Raw genomic sequence first — 21,152 nt, forward strand, 5'->3', positions numbered from 1 at the left:
ATCGCTCCGCCGTCAGGCCCGCGCCGCGCGTATCCGCCCCTCATGCGTCGATGTCGCCCCGATGATAGGGATGTCCCGCAAGGATCGTCAGCGTTCTGTACACCTGCTCCAGGGCCAGCACTCGCACAAGGCCGTGAGGCAGGGTGGCCGCCCCGAAGGCGAGGGAGAGGTCGGCGCGCGTGCGCACCGCTGGGGCGAGCCCGTCGGCGCCGCCGATGGCGACGACCAGGGTCGCCGTGGCCGCGTCGCGCCAGGACGCGATCCGCTCGGCGATGCGCTCGCTGGTCCAATCCGAGCGCCCGCGTTCGTCATAGACCAGCAGCACGCTCGACGAGGCCGGGGCATGGGACAGGATGGCCGCCCCCTCCTCCACGCTGCGATCGATTGCGCGCCGGGCCCGGCTCTCCGGGATTTCGACGACGTCGCAGGCCGTGAGACCCAATCCACGACCGAGTTGGACTGCCCGTTCACGATAGCGCGAAGCCAGATCCCGCTCGGGACCGGGCTTGAGGCGGCCCACCGCCGTCACGAGCAGACGCACGCGTCAGGCGCCCCGCGCCATCGGGCCGGTGCTCAGCCGGCCATGAGGTCGGTGGTGGGACGATCGGCGCCCCACATCTTCTCGAGATTGTAAAAGCCTCGGACTTCCGGGCGGAAGATATGGACGATGATGTCGCCCGTATCGATCAGCACCCAATCACAGGCGGGCAAGCCCTCGACCCGGGCCGTTCCGAAGCCCTTGGACTTCATTTCCTGCAGGATCCGGTCGGCGATGGCGCTGACATGGCGCTGCGAGCGGCCGGAGGTGATGATCATCGTGTCGGCGAGCGAGGTCCGACCGGCGAGATCGATCTCGATGGTTTCCTCGGCCTTCATGTCTTCGAGACAATCGAGCGCGAGCGCCTTGAGATCGCCGATGCGCTGATCGGTGGCGTGGTCGGAACCTGTGGTCCCGGAAGGGTGCGAATCGGTCAGTGTCTCGATTCCCGAAGTGACGGCGGTCATTTTACCTGAACAATCTATAGTCTGGAGAGAGTGGAACGATCACTCTCCGTTTTCAAGAGTCGCGACGCGCTCGTCATCGTCCGGCCCGGAGGGCCGTGGACGACAGGGTCGAGCGCGGGCCATGGAGAAACACCCAGGCCGGGGGTTCGAGATCGGCGAGGAGACCCGCATCCGATTCGTCGATGCGCCATCGTCCCATCGCCTGCGCCCCTCGGGCGCTCGGCGCCGTCAGGGTGAAGCCCGGCCTATCGATGATGGCAATCGGCATCGTGGCGGCGATAGCACGAAAATCGCGCCAGCGGTGAAATGCCGCGAGAGAGTCGGCCCCCATGATCCAGACGAAGCGCACGGCGGGGTGGCGGGCCTGGAGGTAGGCCAGGCTCTGGCGGGTGTAGCGGGCGCCGATCTGCGTTTCGAAACCGGTGATGGCGATGCGCGGATGGTCGGCGACGGCGGATGCCACCGCGATCCGCGTCTCGAGGGGGGCGAGAGCCGTGCGGTCCTTGAGCGGGTTGCCGGGGGTGACCATCCACCAGATGCGGTCGAGCCGCAGCCGTTTCAGAGCCACGAGGCTCACGTGGCGATGGCCGAGATGGGCCGGATTGAAGGACCCGCCATAAAGGCCGATCCGCAGGCCGGGTACGGCGGGAGGCAGCCGGACGAGCCCCTCCGCCTCAAGCCGCACGGGTGGAGCCGACACGCCGCATCAGGCAGGCCGCATCAAGGACGCGTCTGCCCGCGGCCATGGACCCGGTACTTGAAGGTCGTCAGCTGCTCGACGCCCACCGGACCGCGCGCATGCATGCGCCCGGTGGCGATGCCGATCTCGGCGCCGAAACCGAACTCGCCGCCATCGGCGAATTGCGTCGAGGCATTGTGGGTGACGATGGCCGAATCGACCTCCGCCAGGAAGCGCGCCGCCTCGGCGGCGTCGGCCGTGACGATGGCGTCGGTATGGTGCGAGCCGTTGGCCTCGATATGGGCGATCGCCGCGTCGAGCCCGTCCACCACCTTCACGGCGATGATGGCGTCGAGATACTCGGTGCGCCAGTCGATCTCGGTGGCAGCGGTGACCCGCGCATCTACCGCCTGCGTCGCCGCATCGCCGCGGACGCTGCAGCCGGCCTCGATCAGCGCCGTGACCAGGGGGGCGAGGTGGGTCTCCGCCACGGCGGCATCGACGAGAAGGGTCTCGGCGGCGCCGCAGATGCCGGTGCGGCGCATCTTGCTGTTGATCACCAGGGTGCGGGCCATGTCGAGATCCGCGCCGGCCGCCACGTAGACGTGGCAAATGCCGTCGAGATGGGCGAAGACCGGCACCTTGGCCTCGGACTGGACCCGCTCCACAAGGCCGCGCCCGCCACGGGGCACGATGACGTCGATGCAGCCGTCGAGGCCCGACAGCATGGCGCCCACCGCCGCGCGGTCACGGGTGGGAACGATCTGCACCGCGTCCGCCGGCAGGCCGGCGGCTTCCAGCCCCTCGCGCATGGCACGCGCGATGGCCATGGCGGTGCGGTGGCTGTCCGACCCGGCGCGCAGGATCGCGGCATTGCCGGCCTTGAGGCACAGGGCCCCCGCATCGGCGGTGACGTTGGGACGGCTCTCGAAGATGACGCCGACGACGCCGAGCGGCACGGCGATCCGCTCGATCAGCAGCCCGTTCGGGCGCTCGAACGCCGCGAGCTGGCGACCGACGGGATCGGGCAGCGCGCCGATCTTGGCCACGGCATCGGCCATGGCGGCGAGCCGGCCCTCGTCGAGGGTGAGGCGGTCGATCAGCGCCTGGGTCTGTCCGCTGGCCATCGCCGCGGCGACGTCGCGGGCGTTCTCGGCCAGGATCGCCTCCCGGCTCGCTCTCAGGCACTCGGCCACTTGGCGCAGGGCGACATCCTTCGCCTGGGCCGAGGCTTGGGCGATCTTGCGGGCGGCCGCGCGGGCGCGGTGGCCGATCTCCTGCATCTGCTCTGTGAGATCGGGAGCGGCGGCGAAATCGGATCTCAGGTTCAGAACGGGCACGGTCTGTTTCCTCGCAGCTCACCGTTCAAGGCGATGGCGGCATATCGATTGTGCCCTCATGCCACGCGTCGAGGCGGCAAAACAAGCACATTGCATAATAGTCGAGCCTATTCTCCGACCATCGCGAGGTCATCGCGATGCACCATTTCAGCGCGACCGGGATGAGTAAGCAATTCCGCGATCTCCCGACTCGGGCGACCGATGATCTGTGCCGCCTGTGCACTGTCATAAGCCACGAGGCCGCGCCCGAGGGTGCGGCCCTGCACGTCCCGGATGATCACCGCATCCCCCCGCCCGAAATTCCCCGACAATCCGGTGACGCCGACCGGCAGCAAACTCGCGCCGCCCTGCAGGGCACGGGCCGCTCCGGCATCGACCACGAGGATACCGCGCGGCTCGAGCGAACCGGCGATCCAGGCCTTGCGCGCGGCGACGGGGTTCGAGCCGGACAGGAACCAGGTGCAGCGCCCCCCCTGTAGGATGGTGCGCAGGGGGTTCTTCTCGCGCCCGTCGGCGATGACCATGTGGGTGCCGCCGCTCGCGGCGATCTTGCCCGCCTCGACCTTGGTGCGCATGCCGCCCCGCGACAGTTCCGAGGCCGGCCCGCCCGCCATGGCCTCGATCTCCGGCGTGATCCGCTCGATAAGGGGCAGATGGCGCGCGTTCGGGTCGCTGGCGGGGGGCGCCGTGTAGAGGCCGTCGATATCGGAGAACAGCACCAGCACGTCGGCCCCGATCATGGTGGCGACGCGGGCGGCGAGACGATCGTTGTCTCCGTAGCGGATCTCGCTGGTGGCCACCGTGTCGTTCTCGTTGACCACCGGCACGGCACGGACTTCGAGGAGCTTCAGCACCGTCGCGCGGGCATTGAGGTAGCGCCGGCGCTCCTCGGTGTCCTGCGGCGTCACCAGGATCTGCCCCGCCGCGATTCCGTGATGGCCGAGCGCCTCGGCCCAGTAACGCGCGAGTGCGATCTGCCCCACGGCGGCGGCGGCCTGGCTCTCCTCCAGCCGGAGCGTGCCGGGCGCGTAGCCGAGCACCGTCCGCCCCAGGGCGATGGCGCCCGAAGAGACGACGAGGACGTCGACGCCCCGCGCATGCAGGTCGGCGATGTCCTCGGCGAGCGCCGCCAGCCAGGCATGGCGCAGGCGACCGCGCGCGCGGTCGACGAGCAACGCCGAGCCGACCTTGATGACGACGCGGCGGAAATCCTGAAGGGAGGGGATCTGGGGAGAGGCGGATTGGGGAGAAGAGGTCATTATCGGGAGCTTTGCACGGCGCAGGCGAGGTCCGTTCGTGAAAAATCGTTGCCCTTGAACAGGAGCGGCACGTTGGCCGCCTTCGCGACGGCATAAGCGAAACAGTCGCCATAATTGAGAGCCGCGGGATGGCGTCCCTTGCCGAAGCGCAGGAAGGCCTCCGTGGCCAGTCGGAGGTGCGTCGCATCGAAGGCCACGACGCGGATGTTGGGCTGCTCATCGAGATACTCGACGAGTGTCCACTGATCGTCGCGTCCTGTCTTCACGGTCATGACACGGTGAAGCTCCGCAAGAGTCGGCGTGCCGATCAGGCAGATGGAACGGTGGAGAACGCGGCCGTAATCAACGGGGCTGTCTTCGCGCAGGAAGATCGCCACGAGGGCCGACGTGTCGACGGCGATCGTATGATCCGCCGCGGTCATCAAATCGGCAGGCCGTTCTCGTCGTACATGTCGGAATGGTCAGACGTCGCGCCGGGCAGCTTGGTGGCCGCGCTCCGAGCCGACAAGGCCCGCAATTCCCGATACCGCCGCTCCACTTCCTCGGGGGCCAGCACGTCCCAAGCCTGGGACCGGCGATCCTTGAATTCCCTCAAGGCTGTTTCGACCACATCGGCGATGGATGTCCTGCGGGAGCGAGCCAGGGAATGTGCGATCTCGTAGGCGACGTCGCTCCTCACATTCAGTTGCTTCGTCATCCTCGAACTCCACCGACGGCAGCACGTAGCGTAGCGCTACATGCCCATGCCCTCAAGGCTGCCAAGCCTCCGCCGGCTGCGCTTCCGCCTCGGCCGCCTTGGCCTCCATCATCTCGCGGGTGATCGCGCGCAGAGCGTCCTGCACGCCGAGGCCCGTGGCCGAGGACAGGATCAGCGGCTTTGCCTTGGAGGCTCGCTTCAGGCGCGCCACCTGTTCCTTCAGCGTGTCGGGATCGACGGCGTCGGATTTCGACAGGGCGACGATCTCGTGCTTGTCGGCGAGACCGTTGCCGTAGGCTTCGAGTTCCTTGCGCACCAGCTTGTAGGTCTTGCCGGCATGCTCGCTCGTGGCCTCCACGAGGTGGAGCAGCACGCGGCAGCGCTCCACATGGGCGAGGAACTTGTCGCCGAGGCCGACGCCGTCATGGGCGCCCTCGATCAGTCCGGGAATGTCGGCGAGCACGAATTCGCGCTCGTCCGAGCGGACCACGCCGAGGCCCGGATGCAGGGTGGTGAAGGGATAATCGGCGATCTTGGGGCGCGCCGCCGTCACCGTGGCGAGGAAGGTGGACTTGCCGGCATTGGGCAGGCCGACGAGGCCGGCATCGGCGATGAGTTTCAGGCGCAGCCAGATCCACTGCTCGTGGCCTTCCAGGCCCGGATTGGCATGTTTCGGGGCGCGGTTCGTCGAGGTGGTGAAATAGGCGTTGCCGAAACCGCCGTTGCCGCCCTTGGCCAGACGCACACGCTGGCCGACATGGGTCATGTCGGCGATCAGGGTCTCGCCATCCTCGGCGATGATCTCGGTGCCGGCGGGCACCTTCAGCACCACGTCCGCCCCGTTGGCGCCGTGGCGGTTCGAGCCCATGCCGTGCTCGCCCTTCTTGGCCTTGAAGTGCTGCTGGTAGCGGTAGTCGATCAGCGTGTTGAGGCCGTCGACGCACTCGACCCAGACGTCGCCGCCCCGGCCGCCGTCGCCGCCGTTGGGGCCGCCGAACTCGATGAACTTTTCGCGCCGGAACGCGACGCAGCCGGCGCCGCCGTCACCGGAGCGCACATAGACCTTGGCTTCGTCGAGGAATTTCACGGGTGTTCTCGTCTCTGTCGTTCATTCGCCGAGGGCGGGGCCTGCCGGCTCCAGACCTTGGCGAATCACATCCGGGTTCGGGTTCAGGCTGCGCCTTGTCGGCACTTCCCGTCGAGGTTCAGGTACTGCACGCTGCGCAGGCCCGCCTCGAACCACGCCCCACCCGACTTCGTCCGGTCGTAGGCGTAGAGATTGATGACGATGGCGCCGTCCGGAGACGTGAGGGTCGCCGGAACCTGCGCGTCGTCGAAGGCCCAGGTCGGGCGGGAATCGGCGCCGAACTCGGCACGGCTTCCGTCCATTTCGAACTGGCTCACCTGGGCGAAGACCGGCCGCTCGTCATGGTCGGAGATCGCGAAGGTGAAGCCGACCCTGGGGCTCCGCCCGACGAAGTTGTAGAATTCGCAGTAGAGCGTCGGGCTCCGTGGCGACGGTCTCGGAATGTCCGCGACCGGGGTCGCGGGGGGCTCGCCTCCGCCGCTGAGAAGCGCCAGGGCGACCGCGACCGAACCGGTCGCGGCGAGTGCCGCCAGAACGAGCGTGCGTTGCGTCATCGCGGTTCCGCTTCCGAGCGCGGCACCCTCCGGATGACGGAGACCCGCGCAGACGACGAAAGGGAGGATGGCGCACCATCCTCCCTTCGATGTCCGACGATCGTCGATGACGGGATGCCCGGTGCGGGCGCCGCCTCGCTGTGGGAGGCCGTGGACTACTCCGCGGCTTCCTGGTGCGGCACCACGGCGACGAAGGCGCGGCCGCGCTTCACCTGGAACAGCACGCGACCGTCCGCCTTGGCGAAGAGGGTGTGGTCCGTGCCGATGCCGACATTAACGCCGGGGTGGAACTTGGTGCCGCGCTGACGGACGATGATGTTGCCGGCGATGACGGCTTCGGCACCGAACTTCTTCACGCCGAGGCGCTGGCCGGCCGAATCGCGGCCGTTGCGGGACGAGCCGCCTGCTTTTTTATGGGCCATTGTGGTTGACTCCGAATGTCTCGATCAGAACGTCAGGCGCTGATGCCGGTGATGCGCACCACGGTGTGGTGCTGGCGATGACCGCGCTTGCGGCGCGAGTTCTGACGGCGGCGCTTCTTGAAGGCGATGACCTTCGCGTCGCGGCCGTGGCTGACGATCTCGCCGGCGACGCTGATGCCCGACAGGAGCGGCGCGCCGACCTGGGTGGCGCCCGCATCGTCCGCGAACAGGAGGACTTCGCCGAAGGTCACGGCGGAGCCCGGTTCGCCCTCGACGGTGGCGATCGTGATGGTGTCGTTGGCGGCAACGCGATACTGCTTGCCGCCCGTCTTGATGACTGCGAACATCGTTCTCTCTTCGTGTTCTCTGCCGGCCTCCAGCCTAGCGAGCCTGGACCGTCTTCTTATTCAGGTCATCCGCGACACCGATTCGAGCGATGCTGCGAACGCGAAACGCGCGGACTTCGTCGAGGAAGCCGCGCGAGCGTCGGTGGATAAGCGTGGAGGGGGTGATTTGTCAATGCGACGTTGCCGGAGCACCGCTCAGTGCGGCTCGACTCCGGTGTCGTCCCGTTGGGCGAGAACGGCTTCCACGATGGACGGATGGCGCGCGATGATCGCGAGCAAGATGCGCGCGGAGGCGTCCGGCCGGTTGCGGCCCTGGTCCCAGTTCTGCACCGTATCGAGCTCGAATCCGAATGCCGTCGCGAAATCCGGCTGGGACAGGTTCATCCGCGTCCGGATCTCCTTGGGACTGACCTCCGGAATTCGCAACTCGACGGCCTGGATTCCGAGTTCGGAGAATCGCGCCACGAGAGCGCCGGAATCCTCGCTCCACATCTGAGCGGCGACCATATCGCCCGCGGCGATCCGCTGAAGAAAGGCATGTGCCCGCTTGAGGGACACGCCCTGCGAGACCAGGAGGCGCGCTACATCGACCGGCCGGTCGATCTTAGCGTTCATGCGCAGCCGCAGACGAATGGGGGTACCGGAACGGTCGCTGGATTCGGCCTTTGGTACGTCCCGTCGTGCGCATGCTTCCTTCAACGACAAGGCCATCGGATAACGAGCCGCTCTTTCCGAATCGTCACCGCTTCATCAGCCCGCCCAGCACGTTCCGCAGGATCGCGTTACCCACCTGCGTTCCCACCGTCCGCGCCATCGAGCGGGCCGCGTTGCCGATGACCTGTTCGGCGAGGCCCTGCGGCGGGCGTCGGCCTCCCTTCGCGGCGGGTTTGGAGCCAAGGACTCCGCCGAGCAGATTGCCGAGCATGCCGCTCAGGCCACCCTCCGATTGCTGCGCGGCCTCGGCTGGGGCGGAATCGAGGCCCTTGCGCGCTGCGAGGATCTCGTAGGCGCTCTCGTTGTCCACCGCCTCGTCGTACTTGCCGCGCAGGGGGCTTTTCGCGATCAGCTCGGCGCGCTCCACCTCGGTAAGCGGGCCGACCCGGCCCTGAGGTGGGGCGATGAGGGCGCGCTCCACGATCGAGGGCGTGCCCTTGGCCTCGAGGAAACTCACCAGCGCCTCGCCGACGGCGAGTTCGGTAATGGCGGAGGCGACATCGAAACCGGGATTCTGCCGGAACGTGTCGGCGGCGGCCTTCACCGCCCGCTGGTCGCGGGGGGTGAAGGCGCGCAACGCGTGCTGGACACGGTTGCCGAGCTGGCCGAGCACCGATTCCGGTAGGTCGAGAGGGTTCTGGGTGACGAAATAGACGCCGACGCCCTTTGAGCGGATCAGGCGGACAACCTGCTCCACGGCATCGAGGAGGGCCTTGGGCGCGTCGTCGAACAGAAGATGCGCTTCGTCGAAGAAGAAGACGAGCTTGGGCTTGTCGAGATCTCCCACCTCCGGCAGCTGCTCGAACAGTTCCGACAGCATCCAGAGCAGGAACGAGGCGTAGAGGCGCGGCCGCTGCATCAGCTTGTCGGCGGCCAGGATGTTTATTATGCCGCGCCCGTCGCGGTCGCGCTTCATGAAGTCGTTGAGGTCGAGCGCCGGCTCGCCGAAGAACTGGTCGGCGCCCTGGTTCTCCAGCATCAGCAATTGCCGCTGGATCGCCCCGACGGAGGCGGCCGAGACGTTGCCGTACTTGCCCGAGATCTCCTTGAGGTTCTCGGTGCAGTAGAGGAGCAGCGCGCGCAGGTCCTTCAGGTCGAGGACCGGCCATTGGTTGTCGTCCGCCACCCGGAAGGCGATGTTGAGCACGCCTTCCTGCGTGTCGTTGAGTTCGAGCAGCCGGGCCAGCAGCAGCGGCCCCATCTCGATCACCGTGCAGCGGATCGGGTGCCCCTGCGCCCCGAACAGGTCCCAGAACACGGTGGGGAAACGGTCGGGCTCGTAGGCGATCCCGAGTTCCTCCGCGCGCTTAACGAAGACCGGCTTCGATTCGCCCGCCGCCGCCAGCCCAGAGAGGTCGCCCTTGATGTCGGCGGCGAAGACCGGGACGCCGGCATTGGAGAACCCTTCGGCCAGGACCTGGAGCGTCACCGTCTTGCCGGTGCCGGTGGCGCCGGCCACGAGGCCGTGGCGGTTGGCGAGCCTGAGGGTGAGCGCCTCCGGCTTGGTGCCGCTCTTGCCGACGAGGATGGTGCCGTCGCTCTGCATGATCGCCTGAACCCACCGCTTCGCGTCGCGCCCAGCGCAGCGACTCTGGGGTTATGACGCCCGGGGGACGCATTTTCCAGCAGCACCGCACCCGGCGCTTGATTTCATCGCGGACAGACCAGATGGACTACGCACACTCATGCGTTGGAGCATCGTTACATGGAAGAGTTGATCGCCCGCGTCACCACCAAGACCGGGCTCGACGCCGCGACGGCGCAGACGGCCATCGGCCACATCCTCGCCTTCCTGCAGAAGGAAGGCCCGGCCACCGAAGTCGCCCAGCTCTTCGCGGCGATGCCCGGCGCGGACGCTGCGGCGGCCCAGGCGAACCAGGGCGAGGGCGGCGGCGGCGGCCTGATGGGCATGCTCGGCGGCATGATGGGCGGGGGCGTGATGGCCCTCGGCCAGAAGCTGATGGCAGCCGGCGTTCCCATGGGGCAGATGCAGCCGCTGGGCGCCGAACTGTTCGCCTTCGGCCGCGAGAAGGCCGGCGAGGACGTGATGGGGCCGATCGTCGGTTCGATCCCCGGTCTGAACCAATTCGTCTGAGACCGGTCCGGCTGCCCTCTCTTCCCCGTTGCCTGAGCCGGAGAAGAGGGGAACGGAAAAGGTTCGGCGGCTACCCATGGAAGGGTCGCCGGCGAACCATTTTGGCGCGACACTAACCGTCTCTGGATTCACGCAAAAGCCTGTCATAAAAGCGTTCGGGCTTCGTGGTGATGTGGCCTCGCGGATATGAGGCTCCAGGCTCCATCGGGAGCCGGCCTCGCGGGTCCGGCAGAGCGGAATGGACTGATGGTCCCGAACTTCGCGCGTGATGCGTCCACGGCCTGGCTCAACGGCTGGGAGGCCCATGTCCATGCGCCCTTCGCCCGGTTCAAGCAGAAGCGCCTGGAGGCGGGACATGCCGGCTTCTCCGGCCTGCCGGGCTTCGCGAGCCTTCCGGGTGGCCGGTCCCTGGTCCCACCGGGCGGAACGCCGATCCGGTTCAAGCCGCGCCTGAAGAAGCCTCTGGCCGCTCCGGGGCTCGACCCGGTCCTCGGCCGCATCGGCGACCTCGAAGTGCGCCTGGCCACCACCGTTTCCGAGATCCGCCGCGCCCAGCGCCTGCGCTACCGGGTGTTCTACCAGGAGATGTCGGCGGTCGCCTCCGGCATGTCCCTGCTGTCCCGGCGGGACATCGACGATTACGACACGGTCTGCGACCACCTGCTGGTGATCGACCATGCGGCGACGGAGGCGAAACCCTTCCGCCGTCCGAGGCCGAAGGTGGTGGGCACCTACCGCCTGCTGCGCCAGGACGCGGCCGACCGCAATTTCGGCTTCTACACCGCCGGCGAATACGACATCGCGCCCCTGCTCGCCGCGCATCCCGGCAAACGCTTCCTCGAGCTCGGCCGGTCCTGCGTGCTAAAACCCTACCGGACCAAGCGCACGGTGGAGCTGCTCTGGGCCGGGATCTGGGCCTATGTCCAGCACCACCGCATCGACGCGATGCTGGGCTGCGCCAGCCTGGAGGGGACCGACCCGGACAGGCTCGCCCTGGGCTTAAGCTTCCTCCACCACCACGCCCGCGCACCCGAGCCCTGGTGCGCCAGGGCGCTACCCGGTCGCCATGTCGCCATGGACCGGCTGCCGCGCGAGGTGGTGGATGCCAAGGCCGCGCTCCAGTCGCTCCCGCCGCTGATCAAGGGCTACCTGCGGGTGGGGGCCACCTTCGGCGACGGTGCGGTGATCGACCACCAATTCGGCACCACGGACGTGTTCGTCGTCCTGCCAGTCTCGGCCATCGCCGCCCGTTACATCGGCCATTTCGGCCCGGCCGCGAACAAGCGCGCGGCGTGATCCCCTCAGCAGGTTCGCGTTAGCAAGCCAACGCGAACCTGCTGAGGTCTTTCATATGTGGCAGGTTTTTATCGCAGAACCGGGCACCACTTCTGCGAAACCTGCTTAGGCCGCCGCGCTCACGCGGCGGGATTTCAGGTAGGCCGCGACCTCATTGGCGGGGAGCGGCCGGCTGAACACGAAGCCCTGCACCTCGTCGCAGCCCTCGCTCCTGACGAGTTCGAGCCGCTCGGTCGTCTCGACGCCCTCGGCCACGATCCCCATGCCGAGCCGCTCGCCGAGGCCGACCACCGCCCTCACGATGGCCGCCGCATCCGGCTCGGCGATGTCCTTGATGAAGGCGCGGTCGATCTTGATCTTGTCGAAGGGAAACCGTCGCAGGTAACTCAATGACGAGTAGCCGGTGCCGAAATCGTCCAGGGCGATCCTGACACCCAGCGCCCGCAGGCGGTGCAACGTCGCCACGACGCCCTCCGGGTCCCGCATCAGCGCGCTCTCGGTGACTTCGAGCTTCAACCGGTCGGCGGACAGGCCCGCGCCGCCGAGGGCGCCTAGCACCGCGTGCTCCAGTTCGTACTGGAACTGCACCGTGGAGACGTTGACGGCGACGCGGATCTCGTCCGGCCACGTCATCGCTTCCCGGCACGCCTCCGCCAGGGCCCAGGCGCCGAGCGACACGATCAGCCCCGTCTCTTCGGCCACCGGAATGAATTCGCCGGGCGAGATGAGCCCGCGCTCGGGGTGATGCCAGCGCATCAAAGCCTCGAAGCTCGTGACCCTATCGGTGACGAGGTCAATGACCGGCTGATAGGCGAGGAAGAAGTCCCCCCGCCGGATCGCCTCCTTCATGTCGAAGGCGAGAAGATGCCGCGAGGAATGGCGCGCGGCCAAGGCGGGCTCGAACCGCCGATAGGCATCTCGCCCGATCGTCTTGGCCTCGTAGAGCGCGATATCCGCCCGCCGGAGCAGATCGTCGGCGGTGATGGCCTCGCTCGGCAGCATCGCGGCGCCGATGCCGACACCGATCTCGACCACCATGCCGTCGATCTCGATCGGCGCACCGAGCAGCGCGATCACGTGCCGGGCGACCGCGTCCGCCTCGTCCGGCCCCGCGAGTCCCTCGAGCACAAGCGCGAACTCATCGCCACCCAACCGGGCAACGGTACCGCCGTCGCCCACGGCCTGGAGCAGGCGGTCCGCGACGATCCGAAGGAGACGGTCGCCGCCGCTATGGCCCAGCGTGTCGTTGACGGCCTTGAAGCCATCGAGATCGCAGGTGAGGACCGCGACGGTGGAGCGGCCCTCCCAGGGGCGCATCACGGCCCGTTCGAGATGCTGGCGAAGCAGGCGGCGATTAGGCAGACCGGTGAGGTCGTCATGCAGGGCCAAGTATTCGGCGCGCGCCTCGGCTTCGTGGCGATGCGTGATGTCGATCTGGGTTCCGACCGCGCGGAGGGCCCGGCCCGTGCCGTCCCGTTCCACGACTCGCCCACGGGTCAGGACCCAGAACGACGTGCCGTCGCGGCAGACTACCCGATGCTCGCACTCGTAGGTGGAGGTGAGGCCTTTGACATGCTCGACCATGGCGAGGGTCAGGCGGTCACGATCCTCCGCATGAACGATATGATCCATCGGTTGGCAGGCCTCGATCGCGTCGACGGCATAGCCGAGCCGCGCCAGCCAGCGTTCGGAGATCCAGATCGTCCCGTTGGCCAGGTTCGAATCCCAGATCCCCTCCACGCCGCTATCGAGGGCGAGCGCGAGACGCTCCTCGCCCAGCCGCCTTCTCTCCGCGCTGGCGCGCAAGGCCCGCACGGATCTCAACCAGCTCCCCGGATCGATGAGGAGGCCAGTCCGCCGGGCTTCCGCACTGGGAAAGGCACGGCCGGGGGAATGAGTCCGGCAAGACATGTCCGTCGGCAGATCCCCGCTGGCGGGTCGGGCATCGGTTGAAGACGATCGCATCCGCCAGACGATCGCTCGAAGCCACGCGGCCATCTTCAGCGGCGACGCCATCGCTTCACTCACGACCGGCAAGTCTGAGGTAGATGTTGGAATCGCCCGCACCCGCGCGAGCTGAACGAATTCCGCTCCGACCATGAACCGTGTGCCGCCACGACCCGCTTTCCATTCAATGGCGATACTTGCGCAAAACCGCCAGAATCAGCCGGCGCCCCTCATGCCACAAGCATCGTTATGCGAAGAGCGCCTTAATGAGAAGTCGATGAGGCAGCGACATGGCGTACTCGACTATCATTCAAATTGACGCACCATACTTTGAGGCAAGATACGACAACAATCCGAAAATCTACCGGTATAAATTTACTAGCCATGACTTTGCCGGTGCGACACATTCCTTATAAGTCTATGTTATTATACATAGGATTGGGCCAAAATTGGCCGATGATTAGATCACATACGGGTCCGATGAGTCGAGATATGGACACAGAAATTCTATGGATCAGCGTGAATGCGAGTCGACATGAATTCTTCCTCATCAAATAGAGAAAGTCTTCGCAAAAAAACTAGGAGCATGCTTCGAAACATTTTTTACAGTCCAGTCCAAAAACCGGTCGCGCAAGAGAGATTCCTGCGGTCGGGGGACGATTAAAGATAACCTGAAATCATTCATTCCGCCGTCGATCATCCCTGCCCGAGCAAAAAAGCAGCCGCGACACCAGACGCCCCGCTGTCATTCGGCTCCCTCCTGTGAGGGAAATGACCGAAATCTGCTTCGTTCTCGCGATGGGATATGTTCTCGAGCGTCACGCCCTGCCATCGGCGACCAGTGCGGCCAACCCTTCGCGGTAGGTCGGATAGGCGAGATCGACGCCGAGCTCCTCGCGGATCAGGCGGTTCCGCACGCGCTTGTTCTCGCCGTAGAAGCTGCGCGCCATGGGGCTGAGATCCGCCGTCTCGAAATCGATTTCGGGCGGCAGCGGCAGATCGGCGAGGCCGGCGGCGTATTCGGTCACCACCTGCGGCGGCGTCGGCTCGTCGTCGGTGACGTTGTAGATCGCCTGCGCCCTCGGCCTGTCGATGGAGGCGAGGAGGGTCGTGGCGATGTCGTCCACGTGGATGCGGTTGAACACCTGACCCGGCTTGATGATGCGCTGCGACTTGCCTTCGCGCAGCTTCACGATGGGGTTGCGGCCCGGCCCGTAGATGCCGGAGAGCCGAAACACCTGCACCGCCTTGCCGGTCTCCTGCCCGAAGGCGAGCCAGGCCTTCTCCACGGCGATGCGGCCATGCGAGCGGCCGCTGGCAGGGTTGGGCGGCGTCGTCTCGTCGATCCAGGCGCCCTGCTGGTCGCCGTAGATCCCAATGGTGGAGAGATAGCCGATCCAGCCGATCCGGCTGTGGGCGATGGCGTCCCGGTAGCGGGCCAGCACCGTGTCGCCGTCGCGGGACGGCGGTGCCGAGACCAGCAGCACGTCCGTGTCGGCGAGGTCGCCCGCGATCCGCGCGTCGTCCGCCTCGGGACCGAAGCCGCGCAGGGCGACGTCGCCGAGGCCGGCGCCCGGCCGGGCCGGGCCGGTGACGGTGGCGCGGATCTCACCGAACCGCCCCGCCGCGCGTTCGACGAAGCGGCGCGCCGTGAAACCCAGACCGAAGACGAAGAGGTTCATGCCGTCGTGTTTCCCGCGTGATCGAGTGCCGCACGCCATTCGGCGCCGACGTCGGCATCGGTTTCGCCGATGGCGTGGTCGTTGAAAAGGCCGCGCATCGCCGCCGCGTCGGTGAGGCGGCTCGACGCCCATACGGCCATGCCGCGTACCAGGGGCGACGGGTCGGAGAGGCAGCGTTCGGCCTCCGCGGCGAGCGCCGGATCGCCGGAATTACCGATGGCGATGAGGACGTTGCGCAGGAAGCGGTCGCGCCCCGTGCGCTTCACCGGGGTTCCGGCGAACCGCGCCCGGAAGGCCGCATCGTCGAGCCGCGCCAGTTCGGCGAGGGGAGGCGCGGCGAGATCGGCCCGCGCGCCGAGGCGCGCCTCCGAGGCGGCGGCGGCGAACTTGTTCCAGGGGCAGACGGCGAGGCAATCGTCGCAGCCGAAGACGCGGTTGCCGATGGCCTCGCGGAATTCGGGCGCGATCGGCCCCTCGTGCTCGATGGTGAGGTAGGAGATGCAGCGCCGCGCATCGAGCTGGTAGGGGACGGGGAACGCCGCCGTCGGGCAGATGTCGAGGCAGCGCCGGCAGGAGCCGCAATGGTCGGCCTCGGGCAGGTCCGGCACGAGATCGGCGGAGGTATAGATCGCCCCGAGCAGGAGCCAGTTGCCGTGCTCGCGCGAGAGGAGGACCGTATGCTTGCCCTGCCAGCCGAGGCCGGCGGCGGCGGCGAGCGGCTTCTCCATCACCGGCGCGGTATCGACGAAGACCTTCACCCGCACGTCGCCCTTGGCGGAGAGGTAGCCGCCGAGCTCCTTCAGCTTGCCCTTCACCACATCGTGATAATCGCGGCGCTGGGCATAGGCCGCGATGGCGCCGCGATCCTTCAGGGCCAGCAGTGAGAGTGGATCGGCCTCGGGGCCATAGTTCATGCCCAGCATTACGATGCTGCGAACGCCCGGCCAGAGAATCGACGGATCGGCGCGCTGGTCCGCGCGCTCCGCCATCCAGTCCATCTCCCCGTGATGCCCGGCGGCGAGCCAGGCCGGCAGCCGCTCGCGGAGGGCCGGCACCGCATCGGGGGTGGTCACCCGCAAAGCGTCGAAACCGAGATGCCGGGCGCGGGCCTCGAGCGCCTGCCTCAGGGCATCGCCGGAGAGAATCTTGCGCTGCTCCCGGCGGCCGGCCGCCTGCTTGCCCTCTGCCCGGAACTGGCCCGAAGGGGAGTTCAGAAATCGAGATCCGCGTAATGATCCGCCGGGGCCATGCCCGGAACCCGGTCCGCCAGCAGCGTCCGGAAGGAGGGGCGCGATTTCAGCCGCGCGTACCAGTCCCTCGCCGTCTCGTCCTCGTCCCATGGCACGTCGCCGAGATAATCCACGCAGGAGAGGTGGGCCGCGGCCGCGAGATCCGCATAGGTCAGATGGTCGCCGGCGATCCATTTCCGGCGGGACATCAGGTAGCCGATATACTTCATATGGTAGCGCACATTGGTGCGCGCCGCGCGAATGGCGTGCATGTCCGGCGGACCGCCGCCATTGGCGCTGGTCATGAAGCGCTTCGAGATCTTCTCGGTGACGAGGTAGCCGGTCACCTCGGCGTCGAACTTCACCAAGAACCAGTCGAGCAGGCGGCGGACCTCCACGCGAGCGGCGGTGGCCTCCGGCAGCAGCCGGCGCCCGGACAGGCCGAGGCCGCGGGTCTCGTCCAGATACTCGGCGATGATGCCGGCCCCCGGCACGGCGAGCCCGGTCTCCTCCACCAGGACCGGCGTCGTGCCGGCCGGATTGATGAGGAGGAAGGCCTCGCGCCGGTCCCAGACCCGCTCTTCCACGAGCGCGGGCTCCATGCCCATCTCGCTGAGCACGAGGCGGATGAAGCGCGAATGCGGACAGAAGGGTGAGTGGTGAAGCGTCGCCATAGAGGCCGTTTCGAAGGGGATGGAACCGCGGGACGCGCCGTATCGGGACCGCCGGTGGGTGAGGGTCGCCGGTCGAGACTTATTGCCCGATCATTGCCGCCTCATTAACACGCTGGACATGTTCCGGTAACCGCTCGTCAACTCTGATCGCTGACACCGTCCGGCGACCCGCGCTCCCACCCCACAACAACCGAGGCGAGACATGATGGATGCCATGAGCATCGTGAAGGCGGTCGTGCTCGCCGTCGTCGAAGGCGCCACCGAGTTCATTCCGGTCTCCTCCACCGGCCACCAGCTCCTGGTCGGCCACTTCATCGGCTTCCAATCGCCCAACAACACGTTCGAGGTGCTGATCCAGCTCGGCGCGATCCTGGCGATCCTGGCCGTCTATTTCCGCCGCCTCCTCGGAATCGCCGTGGCGTTTCCGAGCGATCCGAACGCGAGGCGCTTCGTTCTGGGCATCCTCCTCGCCTTCCTGCCGGCGGCGATCATCGGCGGCCTGTTCTCGAAATACATCAAGTTCTACCTGTTCAATCCCTGGATCGTCTGCGCCACCCTGGTGGCCGGCGGCCTCGTCCTCCTCGTCCTCGACGAGACCGACCTTGAGGTGAAGAAGCGCGACGTGTTCGACTTCACCCTGCCGATGGATTTCAGGATCGGCCTGTTCCAGTGCATCGCGATGATCCCGGGCGTATCGCGCTCCGGCGCCACCATCGTCGGCGCGATGCTGATGGGGGCGGACAAGCGCTCGGCCACCGAGTTCTCGTTCTACCTCGCGATTCCCACCATGGCCGGCGCCTTCGCCAAGGATCTTCTCGACAATTACAAGAACCTCTCGCAGGACGATGCCGGGCTCATCGTCATCGGCTTCGTCGTGGCCTTCCTCTCGGCCTTCGTCGTGGTCCGCACCGTGCTGGACTACGTCTCGTCCCACGGCTTCCGGCTGTTCGCATGGTGGCGCATCATCGTCGGCTCGCTGGGCTTCGCGGGGTTGATCCTGTTCGGCTGACGAACCCGCCTCGCGGCCCCGGACCCGCGCTCAGGCGCAGGGGCCCGGAGCCGGGGACTCGGGAGGCGGCGGGGATCCTCGTTTTTCTTTGAGTCCGCGCTGATTTCTTTGATGAGTCCGGCGTGTTGCCCGGCAAGCCTCGCCGTGCGAGGGCTGTCGCCGACAGCGTCCGGCCACACGCGGCCGGCGGAAGCGTGCGCCAAGGCCCTGACGATGGACAATCGCCCCCTCGCCGACCTGTTCCCCACGCCCACCCGCGAGCGGTGGCTCGGCCTGGTCGAGGGCGTGCTCAAGGGCGGCGATTTCGAGAAGCGCCTGGTCTCGAAGACGGCGGACGGCATCCGGATCGAACCGCTCTACGAGCCCGCCGCCCCGGTGGCGCAGCCCATGCGGACGCCCGGCCCCTGGCGCATCGCCCAGCGGGTGGACCACCCGGACGCGCAAGCCGCCCACGGTCTCGCCATGGCCGATCTCGAAGGCGGCGCCGATGCCCTGAATCTCGTCTTCTCGGGCTCCGTTTTCGCGCGCGGCTTCGGCCTCGCCGCCGATGATGTCCCCGCCCTCGACACCGCCCTCTCGGGCGTGATGCTCTCCCTCATCGCGACCCGCCTCGATGCCGGCGGGCGCGGCCTTGAGGCGGCCCGCCTGGTCAAGGCGCTGGCGGCGCAGCGCAGCGAGGATCTCGGCGCCCTCGATCTCGATCTCGGCCTCGACCCGATCGGGACGCTCGCCGCCACCGGCCGCCTCGACGCGACGCTGCCGGAGATCGGTGCCGCGGTCTCGGCGCTCCTGTCGGAGTTCGACGGGGCCGGCTTCACCGGCCGCGCGATGCTCGCCGACGGGCGCCCCTATCACGAGGCCGGGGCGAGCGAGGCGGCGGAACTCGCCGCCACCCTCGCGACGGCCGTCGCCTATCTGCGCATGCTGGAGGCCGGCGGGCACGACCTCGCCCGCGCCCGCGATGCCGTCGCCATCCTCCTCGTGGCCGATGCCGACGAGTTCCTGACCATCGCCAAATTCCGCGCCATGCGCCGCCTCTGGGCGCGGGTGGAGGCGGCCTGCGGGCTCGACCCGAAGCCCCTGCGCCTGCATGCCGAGACCGCGTGGCGGATGATGAACCGGAACGACCCGTTCGTGAACATCCTGCGCACCGGCATGGCCGCCTGTTCGGCGGGTCTCGGCGGCGCCGATTCCGTCACCGTCATCCCCTACACCGCCTCGCTGGGCCTCGCCGACGCCTTCGCCCGGCGCGTCGCCCGCAACAGCCAGATCGTCCTGATCGAGGAATCCAACCTCGCCCGCGTCGCCGACCCGGCGGCAGGGGCCGGCGGGTTCGAGGCGCTCACCGAGGAACTCACCACCACGGCCTGGGCCGCCTTCCAGGCGATCGAGCGGGAGGGCGGCATCGTCGCCAGCCTGCAGGCCGGCGCGATCCAGGCCCGGATCGGCGAGACCCGTGCCACCCGCGCGCAGAACGTCGCCACGCGCCGCGAGCCGCTCACCGGGGCGAGCGAGTTCCCCTTCCTCGCCGAGAAGCCGGTCACGGTCCTCGACCTGCCGCCCTCCGATGTCGTGGCGCCTGCCTTCGCCCTCGACGGGGCCGGGACGACCACCTGCGAAGCCCTGCCCTCCTTCCGCCTCGCAGAGCCCTACGAGGCCCTGCGCGATGCGTCCGACGCCCATCTCGCCAAGACCGGGCGGCGCCCCCTGGTGTTCCTGGCCAATCTCGGGACGGTCGCCGTCTTCAACGCCCGCTCGACCTTCGCCGCCAACGCCTTCGCGGCCGGCGGCATCGAGGCGGTGAACGAAGAGGGTTTTTCGGAGAGCGACGCACTGGCCAGGGCTTTCGCCGCATCCGGCGCGCGCATCGCCTGTCTCTGCTCATCGGACGCCCTCTACGCCACTCACGCCGTCGCGGCGGCCGAGGCTCTGAAGAAAGCGGGCGCGACGACCGTGTACCTCGCGGGCAAGCCCGGCGATCTCGCGGAGGGGCTCAAAGCCGCGGGGGTCGATGCCTATCTGCACGCGGGAGGTGATCTCCTCACGCTGCTTCAGGCCGCCTTGGGCGAAGCCACACGAGCGTGAACCGCAACCGATACGCGATCCGGGGCGTTCCCAGCCCCGATCACGTCCTTGCAGAACAGGCTACGATGCGACGCTTCCTCCTTGCCGCCGGCTCCCTCGCTCTCCTGACGACGTCCCTCGGAACCACCGAGGCGGCCACGCGGAAGGTCTCGGTGCCCAACCGCTACGACGGCGCCTGGAGCATCGAGGTCATCACCCAGGACGGCCCCTGCGACCGCGCCTACCGCTACGGCGTCCGGATCGCCAAGGGCGAGGCGAGTTATCCCGGCGGCGATTTCGACATCCGGGGGCGCGTCTCCGGCAACGGCTCCGTGCGGGCGACGATCATGCGCGGTTCCGATGGTGCCACCGTGGTCGGCCAACTCGATCGCGGCGGCTACGGCAGCGGCACCTGGTCGAGCAACGGCATGATCCGCTGCTCCGGCCGCTGGAACGCCGAGAAGCGGGGCTGATCCGGCCCATGTGATCGGCCGGGCACAGTCGGCTCACGAAATCGCGCATGGCGGGCTCAGCCGCGCGCCATGCCCTGTTCCTGTCCAAGTCTTCGATGAATACTCGAGGCGAATCGACTTCGATCGACCTCGAGGTATGTGCGCGATGAAAGCTCGGCTGCTTGGCGCTCTCTTGACCCTTGTCGCGACGGCGGGTGCCGCGAACGCGGCGCCCCGTACACCCGGACACGCCCATGCGGCCATGGCGCCGCTGGAGCGCGCCGCCACGGAGTGCTTCGCCGAGACTGTGATGGCCAACCCGGCGGCCATGCGCCATGCCCGGGCGGGCCGCTGGTACGAGGCGGCGGGGATCATCGGCTTCCTCTGCCGCCCCGAAGTGGATGCGATGATCCGCACCCATGACCGGCTCTTCGGCAACGGCACCGGCCAGCGCTACTTCAAGGCCGCCTATACCCGCCATCTCGGCGGCGAACTCGCCATCCGCCTCCAGCCGATGCTGGAACGCACGGCGGTGGCGACCGCCGAACCGCCCGCCGACCGGACCGCCCCGGAAACCGGCGACAAGGCCCAGTAGCGGCC

At 67.9% G+C, this 21,152-nt stretch carries 23 protein-coding genes; 6 read left to right on the forward strand and 17 right to left on the reverse strand.

What is annotated here, in order from left to right; genetic code table 11:
- Nucleotides 1–40: 40 nt before the first annotated feature.
- From rlmH to ASF26_RS01855, 13 genes are all read right to left on the reverse strand, one after another.
- Nucleotides 41–541 carry a 23S rRNA (pseudouridine(1915)-N(3))-methyltransferase RlmH gene (rlmH, locus tag ASF26_RS01795; protein WP_056248683.1) on the reverse strand — a complete coding sequence of 167 codons (501 nt, stop codon included), beginning with the start codon at nt 539–541 and terminating at the stop codon, nt 41–43.
- A gap of 32 nt (nt 542–573) precedes the next feature.
- Nucleotides 574–1,005, reverse strand: a complete 432-nt coding sequence (gene rsfS / locus ASF26_RS01800; RefSeq protein ID WP_018041688.1) for a ribosome silencing factor — start codon at nt 1,003–1,005, stop codon at nt 574–576.
- A 73-nt stretch (nt 1,006–1,078) separates the two neighbouring features.
- Nucleotides 1,079–1,690: a nicotinate-nucleotide adenylyltransferase gene (locus ASF26_RS01805; RefSeq protein WP_056248686.1), complete on the reverse strand. Its 612-nt coding sequence runs from the start codon at nt 1,688–1,690 to the stop codon at nt 1,079–1,081.
- A 35-nt stretch (nt 1,691–1,725) separates the two neighbouring features.
- Entirely contained in the window at nt 1,726–3,024 is a 1,299-nt protein-coding gene (locus tag ASF26_RS01810) for a glutamate-5-semialdehyde dehydrogenase (RefSeq protein WP_056248689.1), read from the reverse strand.
- 107 nt (nt 3,025–3,131) lie between these two features.
- Nucleotides 3,132–4,283 carry a glutamate 5-kinase gene (gene proB, locus ASF26_RS01815; protein WP_056248693.1) on the reverse strand — a complete coding sequence of 384 codons (1,152 nt, stop codon included), beginning with the start codon at nt 4,281–4,283 and terminating at the stop codon, nt 3,132–3,134.
- The gene (locus tag ASF26_RS01820; RefSeq protein WP_056248697.1) at nt 4,283–4,705 is read right to left on the reverse strand and encodes a type II toxin-antitoxin system VapC family toxin; all 423 of its coding nucleotides are present in this window, start codon (nt 4,703–4,705) and stop codon (nt 4,283–4,285) included. The genes proB and ASF26_RS01820 overlap by 1 nt, the downstream gene beginning before the upstream one ends.
- On the reverse strand, nt 4,705–4,980 hold the full coding sequence (locus ASF26_RS01825) for a type II toxin-antitoxin system VapB family antitoxin (protein WP_056248701.1): 276 nt from the start codon (nt 4,978–4,980) through the stop codon (nt 4,705–4,707). Before ASF26_RS01825 ends, ASF26_RS01820 begins: the two co-directional genes overlap by 1 nt.
- 52 nt (nt 4,981–5,032) lie before the next feature.
- Nucleotides 5,033–6,067 (reverse strand): GTPase ObgE, encoded by a 1,035-nt coding sequence (gene obgE / locus ASF26_RS01830; protein WP_027171138.1) that lies wholly within the window; start codon nt 6,065–6,067, stop codon nt 5,033–5,035.
- An 83-nt stretch (nt 6,068–6,150) separates the two neighbouring features.
- Entirely contained in the window at nt 6,151–6,621 is a 471-nt protein-coding gene (locus ASF26_RS01835) for a hypothetical protein (RefSeq protein ID WP_056248704.1), read from the reverse strand.
- A 155-nt stretch (nt 6,622–6,776) separates the two neighbouring features.
- Nucleotides 6,777–7,043, reverse strand: coding sequence for a 50S ribosomal protein L27 (gene rpmA, locus ASF26_RS01840; protein ID WP_018041680.1), 267 nt, complete (start codon nt 7,041–7,043; stop codon nt 6,777–6,779).
- Between the two features lie 32 nt (nt 7,044–7,075).
- Nucleotides 7,076–7,390, reverse strand: a complete 315-nt coding sequence (rplU, locus tag ASF26_RS01845) for a 50S ribosomal protein L21 (protein WP_018041679.1) — start codon at nt 7,388–7,390, stop codon at nt 7,076–7,078.
- A 195-nt stretch (nt 7,391–7,585) separates the two neighbouring features.
- Nucleotides 7,586–8,005 (reverse strand): transcriptional regulator, encoded by a 420-nt coding sequence (locus ASF26_RS01850; RefSeq protein ID WP_056248708.1) that lies wholly within the window; start codon nt 8,003–8,005, stop codon nt 7,586–7,588.
- A gap of 124 nt (nt 8,006–8,129) precedes the next feature.
- Nucleotides 8,130–9,650 carry a helicase HerA-like domain-containing protein gene (locus ASF26_RS01855; RefSeq protein ID WP_056248712.1) on the reverse strand — a complete coding sequence of 507 codons (1,521 nt, stop codon included), beginning with the start codon at nt 9,648–9,650 and terminating at the stop codon, nt 8,130–8,132.
- A 159-nt stretch (nt 9,651–9,809) separates the two neighbouring features.
- Here ASF26_RS01855 and ASF26_RS01860 point away from each other — a divergent pair, with 159 nt between their 5' ends.
- Both ASF26_RS01860 and ASF26_RS01865 read left to right on the forward strand, forming a co-directional pair.
- Nucleotides 9,810–10,199, forward strand: a complete 390-nt coding sequence (locus ASF26_RS01860; RefSeq protein ID WP_056248716.1) for a hypothetical protein — start codon at nt 9,810–9,812, stop codon at nt 10,197–10,199.
- A gap of 246 nt (nt 10,200–10,445) precedes the next feature.
- Nucleotides 10,446–11,495 carry a GNAT family N-acetyltransferase gene (locus ASF26_RS01865; protein ID WP_056248727.1) on the forward strand — a complete coding sequence of 350 codons (1,050 nt, stop codon included), beginning with the start codon at nt 10,446–10,448 and terminating at the stop codon, nt 11,493–11,495.
- Nucleotides 11,496–11,600: 105 nt separating this feature from the next.
- Here ASF26_RS01865 and ASF26_RS01870 read toward each other — a convergent pair whose 3' ends face one another.
- The 4 genes from ASF26_RS01870 to ASF26_RS01885 form a co-directional block, all read right to left on the reverse strand.
- Nucleotides 11,601–13,310 carry an EAL domain-containing protein gene (locus ASF26_RS01870; RefSeq protein WP_162240210.1) on the reverse strand — a complete coding sequence of 570 codons (1,710 nt, stop codon included), beginning with the start codon at nt 13,308–13,310 and terminating at the stop codon, nt 11,601–11,603.
- A 950-nt stretch (nt 13,311–14,260) separates the two neighbouring features.
- Nucleotides 14,261–15,124 (reverse strand): SDR family oxidoreductase, encoded by an 864-nt coding sequence (locus ASF26_RS01875; protein ID WP_056248734.1) that lies wholly within the window; start codon nt 15,122–15,124, stop codon nt 14,261–14,263.
- Nucleotides 15,121–16,251, reverse strand: a complete 1,131-nt coding sequence (queG, locus tag ASF26_RS01880) for a tRNA epoxyqueuosine(34) reductase QueG (protein WP_082477493.1) — start codon at nt 16,249–16,251, stop codon at nt 15,121–15,123. The genes ASF26_RS01875 and queG overlap by 4 nt, the downstream gene beginning before the upstream one ends.
- Nucleotides 16,252–16,334: 83 nt before the next feature.
- Nucleotides 16,335–17,027, reverse strand: coding sequence for a glutathione S-transferase family protein (locus ASF26_RS01885; protein ID WP_056248737.1), 693 nt, complete (start codon nt 17,025–17,027; stop codon nt 16,335–16,337).
- Between the two features lie 205 nt (nt 17,028–17,232).
- Between ASF26_RS01885 and ASF26_RS01890 the strand changes: the two genes are divergently transcribed.
- The 4 genes from ASF26_RS01890 (at nt 17,233) to ASF26_RS01905 (ending at nt 21,147) form a co-directional block, all read left to right on the forward strand.
- Nucleotides 17,233–18,036 carry an undecaprenyl-diphosphate phosphatase gene (locus ASF26_RS01890; RefSeq protein WP_056249755.1) on the forward strand — a complete coding sequence of 268 codons (804 nt, stop codon included), beginning with the start codon at nt 17,233–17,235 and terminating at the stop codon, nt 18,034–18,036.
- Between the two features lie 213 nt (nt 18,037–18,249).
- Entirely contained in the window at nt 18,250–20,121 is a 1,872-nt protein-coding gene (locus ASF26_RS01895) for a methylmalonyl-CoA mutase subunit beta (protein ID WP_056248741.1), read from the forward strand.
- A gap of 65 nt (nt 20,122–20,186) precedes the next feature.
- Nucleotides 20,187–20,573 carry a hypothetical protein gene (locus tag ASF26_RS01900; protein WP_056146951.1) on the forward strand — a complete coding sequence of 129 codons (387 nt, stop codon included), beginning with the start codon at nt 20,187–20,189 and terminating at the stop codon, nt 20,571–20,573.
- A gap of 145 nt (nt 20,574–20,718) precedes the next feature.
- Entirely contained in the window at nt 20,719–21,147 is a 429-nt protein-coding gene (locus ASF26_RS01905) for a hypothetical protein (RefSeq protein WP_056249758.1), read from the forward strand.
- The last annotated feature ends 5 nt before the right edge of the window (nt 21,148–21,152 follow it).

This window comes from Methylobacterium sp. Leaf93 (genome assembly GCF_001422345.1).
GTDB classification, from domain to species: domain Bacteria; phylum Pseudomonadota; class Alphaproteobacteria; order Rhizobiales; family Beijerinckiaceae; genus Methylobacterium; species Methylobacterium bullatum.

Excerpts from the sequence above, each read along its gene's own strand:
- ASF26_RS01820 (WP_056248697.1), bottom strand. The coding sequence starts at position 4,705 with ATGACCGCGGCGGATCATACGATCGCCGTCGACACGTCGGCCCTCGTG.
- rpmA (WP_018041680.1), bottom strand. The coding sequence starts at position 7,043 with ATGGCCCATAAAAAAGCAGGCGGCTCGTCCCGCAACGGCCGCGATTCG.
- rplU (WP_018041679.1), bottom strand. The coding sequence starts at position 7,390 with ATGTTCGCAGTCATCAAGACGGGCGGCAAGCAGTATCGCGTTGCCGCC.
- ASF26_RS01835 (WP_056248704.1), bottom strand. The coding sequence starts at position 6,621 with ATGACGCAACGCACGCTCGTTCTGGCGGCACTCGCCGCGACCGGTTCG.
- ASF26_RS01855 (WP_056248712.1), bottom strand. The coding sequence starts at position 9,650 with ATGCAGAGCGACGGCACCATCCTCGTCGGCAAGAGCGGCACCAAGCCG.
- ASF26_RS01890 (WP_056249755.1), top strand. The coding sequence starts at position 17,233 with ATGGATGCCATGAGCATCGTGAAGGCGGTCGTGCTCGCCGTCGTCGAA.
- ASF26_RS01865 (WP_056248727.1), top strand. The coding sequence starts at position 10,446 with ATGGTCCCGAACTTCGCGCGTGATGCGTCCACGGCCTGGCTCAACGGC.
- ASF26_RS01825 (WP_056248701.1), bottom strand. The coding sequence starts at position 4,980 with ATGACGAAGCAACTGAATGTGAGGAGCGACGTCGCCTACGAGATCGCA.
- rsfS (WP_018041688.1), bottom strand. The coding sequence starts at position 1,005 with ATGACCGCCGTCACTTCGGGAATCGAGACACTGACCGATTCGCACCCT.
- proB (WP_056248693.1), bottom strand. The coding sequence starts at position 4,283 with ATGACCTCTTCTCCCCAATCCGCCTCTCCCCAGATCCCCTCCCTTCAG.
- ASF26_RS01885 (WP_056248737.1), bottom strand. The coding sequence starts at position 17,027 with ATGGCGACGCTTCACCACTCACCCTTCTGTCCGCATTCGCGCTTCATC.
- ASF26_RS01875 (WP_056248734.1), bottom strand. The coding sequence starts at position 15,124 with ATGAACCTCTTCGTCTTCGGTCTGGGTTTCACGGCGCGCCGCTTCGTC.
- ASF26_RS01905 (WP_056249758.1), top strand. The coding sequence starts at position 20,719 with ATGAAAGCTCGGCTGCTTGGCGCTCTCTTGACCCTTGTCGCGACGGCG.
- ASF26_RS01860 (WP_056248716.1), top strand. The coding sequence starts at position 9,810 with ATGGAAGAGTTGATCGCCCGCGTCACCACCAAGACCGGGCTCGACGCC.
- ASF26_RS01850 (WP_056248708.1), bottom strand. The coding sequence starts at position 8,005 with ATGAACGCTAAGATCGACCGGCCGGTCGATGTAGCGCGCCTCCTGGTC.
- ASF26_RS01900 (WP_056146951.1), top strand. The coding sequence starts at position 20,187 with ATGCGACGCTTCCTCCTTGCCGCCGGCTCCCTCGCTCTCCTGACGACG.
- ASF26_RS01895 (WP_056248741.1), top strand. The coding sequence starts at position 18,250 with ATGGACAATCGCCCCCTCGCCGACCTGTTCCCCACGCCCACCCGCGAG.